This window comes from Paraburkholderia sp. NMBU_R16, from assembly GCF_013282575.1.
Lineage (GTDB): Bacteria > Pseudomonadota > Gammaproteobacteria > Burkholderiales > Burkholderiaceae > Trinickia.
This window is the reverse complement of the sequence record NZ_JAAAYE010000192.1, coordinates 1-1,465: the sequence shown is the minus strand read 5'-3', so window position 1 is coordinate 1,465 and position 1,465 is coordinate 1. Positions and strand designations below refer to the sequence as shown.

The 1,465-nt window shown below is 55.6% G+C and carries 1 protein-coding gene and 1 pseudogene; both read right to left on the bottom strand.

Going from position 1 to position 1,465, the window contains the following annotated elements:
- Window positions 1-738: 738 nt before the first annotated feature.
- Window positions 739-1,092, bottom strand: a complete 354-nt coding sequence (locus GWC77_RS27725) for a hypothetical protein (protein WP_254367228.1) — start codon at window positions 1,090-1,092, stop codon at window positions 739-741.
- Window positions 1,093-1,097: 5 nt separating this feature from the next.
- Window positions 1,098-1,341, bottom strand: a pseudogene (locus GWC77_RS27720) (tyrosine-type recombinase/integrase); the annotation flags it as partial.
- Between the last annotated feature and the right edge of the window lie 124 nt (window positions 1,342-1,465).

The window sequence follows — 1,465 nt, the reverse complement described above, 5'->3', positions numbered from 1 at the left end:
GCAAAGGCCAAATGAAGGGTGACCACGCCACTCGAACGGTCGCCGCGCAGTTCTATTCGCTGCTTATCTAAGGACTCCTAAGCGAATCGCCGCTTGCTCGTCATGGCTCCGTTATCGCGACACAACCCCCTATTCGGGCGACTAGCGGAGTACCGAGTCAGTGATCAGAGCGGCTTTGCGCGTTACCCGCCCTGCTCGCTAACTCCCGACGCCTTATGCTGGGTTATCTCTTCGCTGACTTGGCCCAGCGGCTCTAGTGTCATCATGGCGAGCGACGTGAGATCGCCGTCACGAATTGTGTGGAGTAATTTAGAACGAGCTGCCAATCCCGTCAATATTATTTTAAAAACAATGACTTACGTAAATATGTATGTACGTAAGTACGTCGCGCAGGATGTGACTTGTTGCGGAGCCAGCGGGATTTATGCAATTTGGGAAACGTCGGCGTTATACGAGTACCGTTCGTTGGCGGGGCTATTCTTGCTTTCCTCGGCCCCGGGCAATACAAATGGGCCGCAGGATCAACGTCCAGCGGAAACACAAGGCAGCTGTTGCACGCAATGAAGCCGTACGTATTGCCGAAAGCCACCTGCTTTTGGGACTCTGCATACCCAGCGGTGTCGGCGTTATACGAGTCCTCTGACTCTCAGATTTCGCCAACGCCGCCGCCATGCGCTCACTACCTGCGGGTAGTGGCGCACACCTCGCGCAATACCTCGCCACGCACCGCGGCATGCATCACGTCCGCGCTTTCCGCATCTTGCAATCTAGCTTCCTCACCTGTTTCTCTAGCGCCTCAATCTTATCGAGATAGGGCCATAGCTCATCCATAATACGGTCCTCCCGTTCCTTTAGCTGCTTGACCACGGACGCGTATTCCCGCTCGTACCTGAGTCTGGCGACCCGCGTATCGGACCATGCGCGGTTAAGAGGCTCGCTTTCTTTTCGCAGCTTGCGCAACTCGCGTATAGCGGCCTTCAGTTGTGCCTCGTCAGCCAATTCGGCGGCTAGTTCGGGATTCATCGTGGACCTTTTACGCTCACGGGTCGGTTGCACCAATCGATCCGGAAAACTGCCGAGCCTGGGCAGCATGGCAGTCACTTAAGCTGTTTCGCCAGATCCTCAGCTCGAGGATGGTAGTACCGCATGAGCATGCGCGGGTCGCGATGTCCAGTAATCTTCGCCAGATCGTGCACCGGGAATATCGACGCCAGGCGAGAAGTTGCCTCATGGCGAAGATCGTGGAACCGGATCCTCGAGATAGGATTTGCTGGGCACCGTCCCAGCATCTTTGCATTCGGTTACATAGATAGACCGCGCACGTTCAACAGCACGTTCGAACGTAAGCGGTAAGCCATGGGCGTTATAGAGTTCGCGTAAAGGCAATCGCACAATGCCGCCATTGAGTTCGCTCAGGAGGGGCAAGCGATGACGGCCTTCGCAAGAGAAGAATTGGAATCGGTGT